Raw genomic sequence first — 6005 nt, forward strand, 5'->3', positions numbered from 1 at the left:
ATTGATTCTATCAATCAAGCTGTCCTTAACTTGCTGTATCAAATACCCCGGCTCATTATCAATTAGATTTAATTGAATCAAGATAGCTTCCAGATTTTCTATCGGTCTTTGAATTTGATCATAAAGATAATTGACATCCAAATCCTTCAACAATTCTACCTGAGAGCGAAACAAAGGGATAAATAGCAAAACCAGGAAAAACACCACAGAAATAATGGCCATAAAAGAAATCAAAATAGCCATGGCACGGGGAATATGTTGCCCCATGATAAAAAGGTTATTGATCTTATTGGTTAAGGGCCTAAGCGCCGCAGCAATGACCAATGAAAATATAAAATACAGGCTTATGTTAGAAAAATACCATCCTAATACAAAGACTAGAAGGGTGGCAACAATAGCTGTTAAAATTACCTTTAGCATGGCCCAAAAATAACAAAAAAATCGAACCCTGTATCATGCATTCTTCTAATTGAAGAAAAACATTTGCAAGGTTCGATTGGTATATTTTGTTGGTCTTAATGTCCTAAGCCGTTCTAGGTAGAACAGAAAGGGATTAATCCCACTTTAAATCTTCACCAAACTTATTGTTATTTTCACTATTTGTTTGGGTAGTTTCCGGTTCAGAATCAAACTGAGAAAAGTCAAAATCAGACATCAGGTCATTCTTTACATGATCAACAGCTTCCTGTAGGGCATCTACGAACTTAGCAAAATCTTCCTTATACAAGAAAATCTTGTGCTTCTCATAATAAAAATTGTCATCCTTGATTTTCCTTTTGCTCTCAGTAATGGTCAAATAGTAATCATTGGAACGGGTGGCTTTAACATCAAAAAAATAGGTTCTCTTACCTGCCTTTACCCTTTTGGTGAAAATCTCATCTCTTTCGTAATCTTTATTATCTTCCACAATCCAAATATTTAATTATTTATTCAAAAATTAATTTAATGCCAAGTTAAATCAATTCAAATATTAAATTCAAGTTATTCCTAATTTTTTTCTTAAAATTATGGGATATTCTTCAAAATACCTATTGGAAAAAACAATTTTCTGACTACAAAATTTTGATTTTGATCGTACTTAAATACTATTCTCCGTGAAGGAATTTCTTTTTGGCAATTAGCTCCTCCTCAGTCTCTCTATTGTCCGGATCATCCACGCAACAATCTACCGGACAAACTGCCGCGCATTGCGGTTCCTCATGAAAACCAGTGCATTCTGTACATTTCTGAGTAACAATATAATAAAATTCATCAGAGACAGGCTCTTGACTTTCATCACCATCTACTATTGTGCCATCCTCAAGTTTTACCTGGTCTAACTCAGTACCACCGCTCCATGTCCATTCTATTCCCCCTTCATAAATGGCGGTATTAGGGCATTCAGGTTCACATGCACCACAATTGATGCATTCGTCTGTTATCATTATTGCCATTGTGCTTCATTTTTGATTGAACGCAAAACTACTAACCAATTCACAATCTCACAAGCAAAATGATTCTCCTTTCGAAAAATATCTCATAGACATTATTTGTTGTACTAACTATTTGAATTCATTTATTCATTCCCTTTCCCTCTTTATAATTATATTTGAAAGAAATTTAAGCAACCGCTACGGTATAAAATAATACATTTACCCACTATTTAATTATGGATGTAAATCAAAGAGTAACTATTCTAGCTTCATTAGGTAAGCACTTGCAAAATTTAAGCGAGGAGTCAAAAGCTGAATTGTATGCTAAAATGCAAAATTACAACAATTGGTTTACCCCCAGTCAATCAGAAAAAGCCCTAGAGGGAATCTGCCGATACCTCGATCAACAGCAACTGACCAATTGGGTTCAATACTATTCCTTCGATAATAGCACTCTTCCCAAAGACATTGGTATCATCATGGCCGGCAATATTCCCGGTGTTGGGTTCCATGACTTGCTTTGCACTTTGGTGGCCGGGCACAAGGCAAGGGTAAAATTGGGATCGTCAGACAATATCCTAATCCCTTGGCTGGTGGATCAGTTAAAGTCCATATCCAATGAACTTGCTGAGAATATTTCTTTTGAGGAAAGACTTAGCGGTATGGATGCCTATATCGCTACAGGAAGTGACAATTCTGCCAGGTACTTTGACTACTATTTCGGAAAATACCCCCATATTATTAGAAAAAACAGAACCTCTGTCGCCATTCTCAACGGAGAAGAGTCTGAAGCTGATTTAGAATTGTTAGCCAAAGACATTTTTACTTATTATGGGCTCGGCTGTAGAAATGTCTCCAAGGTGTTTTTTAGCAATGCTTCTCAAATTCAAACATTTATGAAAGCCATGGAGAAAGAAAACGAAGTGTCGGAACACCACAAATACTTTAACAATTACGAATACAACAAATCCAAGTACCTTATCAATAGTATACCTCACTATGACAATGGACACCTGCTTTTGGTAGAATCAAAAGAGCTGGTATCTCCAATATCTGTTATTTATTTTGAAATTTATGCATCCCTTGCCGACCTTCAAGAAAGTTTAACCGGATTGGAGGATAAAATCCAATGCTTGGTTTCTAAAGATGGCTGGTTTGATGGCAGTATTGCGCTTGGTTCTGCTCAAGACCCTGAGGTCAATGACTATGCTGACAAAGTCGACACATTAAAGTTTCTATTGGAACTAAACTGAGGACAAAATTCAGGTCCATTTCACGTTTAATAAAGGGCAAAGGATTGATTCTAAACGAAGCTTTAAACCTTGTGACAAAAGTTTTGGTTGAATAGATTTGAAAGTATTTCTGCAGAGAAAAGGCCCTTAGATAAAATACTTTTTCTGGCCATTACTTGCCAGCTCATGTTCATAATAATCGGAAGGCTATAATGGAAATTTTGGCCTTCCCTTTTCCCTAACCTATACATGCGGTTAGCTGGTTATCCTACTATTTTCACCACAGCCCAAACCTAGTGAAAAACATCTATTCCTGGTTTTTATTGGCCTCTTTTATTGGTTCAATTTGTATCGGAATTACCATTTAATTGGGGCAAATATTCAGAGAGAAGTGGCATTTCAGGATCAGCATGATATGCTTCATTTAAAAACTTGCTGGCTAAAGCCATCTCCCCCTTTTTAAAATAATAAATTCCTTTGTTTCTTATCGCGTAATAATTCTTATTATTTTGTTTCAGGCTTAAGTTGATGTCTTCCAATGCCTCTTCTGGTCGGTCAAGGTACAATTTGTAAAGTCCTCTATTGTTGTAATAGTAAGACTGGTCTTTGTCTAGAAGGATGGCTTTTTCCACCGATTCAAGTGCTTTGTTGTAAGCCCCATTTTCAAAGTGAATCAAAGACCAGAGGTTGTGTAATTTGCTCTCAGCCGGATCTAAATTTTGGGCTTGCTCAAGATCTAAAATTGCAGCATCAAGTTGTCCCATATAGTAATAGATTGTAGCACTATTGATGTATAATTCGGCATTTTCAGGATTAATTGCAATGGCTTCCTTAAAAGCTTTCAGTGCTTCCTCATAAGACTTCATGGCAGCATGAACCAGCCCCTTTATAAAATAGGCTTGTCCATCTTCCTTATTTATTTTAAGCAAGGTTTCAGTATCTTCTAAAGCTTTATAGTTTTCTCCAAAATCAAGATGGGCAATGGCTCTTTGTTGTAATGCCGGCACATAACCGTTGTCTATATTAATGGCTTGAGAATAATCAGCAATGGCCTCCACATATTTTGCTTGTTGATGCTTGGCCATACCCCGGTTGTAAAATGCATCTTTGAACTCGGAATCTATAGCCAGTGCTTCATCATAATAAGTAATTGCCCCCTTATAATTCCCTTCCTTTAATTCATTGTTGCCCTTCAACAAAAACCTTCCCTTTTTGTCTTCATTTGAAGCACAGGAAAAGGCCATAAGGCCAATCAAACCAATCAAAAATATTTTGTTCTTTATCATCTACTACTAAATTAACTTTAACCAACTGCTGAAACAAAAACTAAAAGGGAATGGTGCGGTTGTTTTTAATTTACTACTCCTATCTCTCCACCCCAAAAAACCCTGCCCCAATCTTTGCTTGTCATTAAATGAGATTTTGTCCTGCCGAAGACTTCCCTTCAATCTATTCAAACGCCCCTTTTCTTTTTCCTTACAAAGGTAACAACAAACTACTTGAGACCATAGGCAAAAGTAGTTTAGAAGAACGCTAAAGAGAAATTGTAATCTCTCATTTACAACTTGGTATGGATATTGCACAAAATAGATCAATAACATTAAATAATAATCTATAATAAATAAAATAAAAATACTATGGCATCTAATTTAGAATTAAAAGGAAATTGGAACGAAATGAAAGGTAAGCTTAAAGAAGAATACGGTGAACTTACCGATGATGATTTGGCTTATGCTGAGGGTCAGGAAGACCAACTTCTAGGTAGACTGCAGCAAAAAACAGGTGAAAGCAAGGAAAAACTTAAAAAGTTATTATTTTCAGAATAACAGTCTTAGACAGCATCATGCTCGGTAAGTTTTTACCGGGTTTTTTTTTACCTTATCCAACAATTTATTTATTTCCCCCTCCCACTTTTTGACCAGAAAAATCAGCACCTTCATTTTCTTAAAGCTATTTTTTAAAAATAATTCCTACTATAGTCTTTAAATACAAGTAAAATCCCGAATTTCACATGGTTATTCAAAACCAAATTCAGGTTTTTTTTGCGCTCAGGCTGAATAATAGGCTACAATTCCACCCAAGCTGAGGTAAGTTCAGATTTCTCCCTTAATATAGGGCAAAAATACACCCCAGACCTGATAGTTAATAAAAGAACCATGAATAATTCAGTGGAATAAAAAATAGTATCACTTTTCCACATAATATTAATAGCAAATGAATCAGATCAACAATAAATTTGACCAAAAACATGTCTATTGAATTTATAGCCTTGAAAATAGGTCCAAATAGGCAATTTTATAACAACCCAGCATATATCATTGAAAGAGAATAACGATTTTTCATCCTTGGAAATAGGTGTAGTAGGTTTAGGATTAATGGGCACCAGCATATTGGTCTCCCTCCTGGTAAGTGGGCACAAAGTAATTGGCATTGCCCCGCTTCCGGAAGATATGGATGGTGCTTTGGATCGTATAAAGGGCCAATTGAACCATGCAGCTGAAGCAGGCCTGTTAAAAGAAGCTGTCGGCCATTATCTGGGACGGCTCCATCTTTCGGAAGATTATAATAAACTAATACATTGCCGCTTGGTGCAGGAATGTGTGACGGAGGTCATTTCCATAAAAACTGAGGTTTATAAGAAAATCAATCAACATACAGCACCTACCACCATTATTGCCACCAATACTTCAGCCATTCCAATCAGTGAGTTACAAGAAAATGTAAAATACCCTTCTCAATTTATTGGTATTCACTGGGCAGAACCGGCTTATATGACCCGTTTCTTGGAGGTTACCAAAGGAGCTTTGACCGATGAAAAAACTGCAGAATGGGTACTCTCCCTCTCCTATTCATGGAAAAAGGAACCCACCTACCTAAAAAAAGATATTCGAGGATTTGTCACCAACCGAATGCTTTATGCAGTATACCGTGAAATGTTTGCTATTTTAGAAAATGGGGAGGCTTCCATGGACGATATTGACAAAGCTTTCAGGTATGATGCAGGATCATGGATCACTTATATGGGGCTTTTTAAGAGAATGGACCAACTAGGCTTGTCTGATTTCAAAGAGATTTTTGACAATTTATTTAAAGAACTAGACAATTCTTCATCTGTTCCGCCAACCATGCAAGAAATTGTATTACAAAAAGGTAAAGGTATAAATAACGGTAAAGGATTTTACAACTATACAAAAAAAGAAGCTGCTGCATGGGAAGAAGCCTTTAAAAGCTTTAACCACGAAATTTTCCAATTGGCAGCGCAATATCCGGAATTAAATCAATAGAATAATGACTACAGAAAAGTACCAGAAATCCGCAGATCTTCTCGCCAGAGCAAAAAATGTATTGGCAGGAGGTGTTT

7 protein-coding genes are annotated in these 6005 nt (G+C 36.3%); 3 read left to right on the forward strand and 4 right to left on the reverse strand.

All coding sequences use genetic code 11. The annotated features are described in order from the left end of the window. The 3 genes from AAC037_RS18065 to AAC037_RS18075 all read right to left on the reverse strand — a co-directional run. The coding region (locus AAC037_RS18065) for an AI-2E family transporter (protein WP_339904530.1) at positions 1-420 on the reverse strand (420 nt) is incomplete at its 3' end. Positions 421-553: 133 nt separating this feature from the next. Then, entirely contained in the window at positions 554-907 is a 354-nt protein-coding gene (locus AAC037_RS18070) for a DUF3276 family protein (protein ID WP_339904531.1), read from the reverse strand. A 178-nt stretch (positions 908-1085) separates the two neighbouring features. Beyond that, positions 1086-1433: a 4Fe-4S dicluster domain-containing protein gene (locus tag AAC037_RS18075; RefSeq protein ID WP_339904532.1), complete on the reverse strand. Its 348-nt coding sequence runs from the start codon at positions 1431-1433 to the stop codon at positions 1086-1088. 215 nt (positions 1434-1648) lie between these two features. On the opposite strand from AAC037_RS18075, the gene AAC037_RS18080 reads away from it, so the two are divergent. Next, positions 1649-2665 carry an acyl-CoA reductase gene (locus AAC037_RS18080; RefSeq protein WP_339904534.1) on the forward strand — a complete coding sequence of 339 codons (1017 nt, stop codon included), beginning with the start codon at positions 1649-1651 and terminating at the stop codon, positions 2663-2665. 320 nt (positions 2666-2985) lie between these two features. Here the strand turns inward: AAC037_RS18080 and AAC037_RS18085 are convergent, their stop codons facing one another. Further along, a complete protein-coding gene (locus AAC037_RS18085; RefSeq protein ID WP_339904536.1) occupies positions 2986-3930 on the reverse strand; it encodes a tetratricopeptide repeat protein in 945 nt (314 codons plus the stop codon). Positions 3931-4281: 351 nt separating this feature from the next. Between AAC037_RS18085 and AAC037_RS18090 the strand changes: the two genes are divergently transcribed. Together AAC037_RS18090 and AAC037_RS18095 are read left to right on the forward strand one after the other, a co-directional pair. Further along, positions 4282-4470 carry a CsbD family protein gene (locus AAC037_RS18090; protein WP_339904538.1) on the forward strand — a complete coding sequence of 63 codons (189 nt, stop codon included), beginning with the start codon at positions 4282-4284 and terminating at the stop codon, positions 4468-4470. Between the two features lie 492 nt (positions 4471-4962). Continuing rightward, complete coding sequence (locus tag AAC037_RS18095) at positions 4963-5928, forward strand: 3-hydroxyacyl-CoA dehydrogenase family protein (protein WP_339904540.1); 966 nt, start codon at positions 4963-4965, stop codon at positions 5926-5928. Positions 5929-6005 lie beyond the last annotated feature (77 nt).

This window comes from uncultured Cyclobacterium sp. (assembly GCF_963976465.1).
GTDB lineage: Bacteria > Bacteroidota > Bacteroidia > Cytophagales > Cyclobacteriaceae > Cyclobacterium.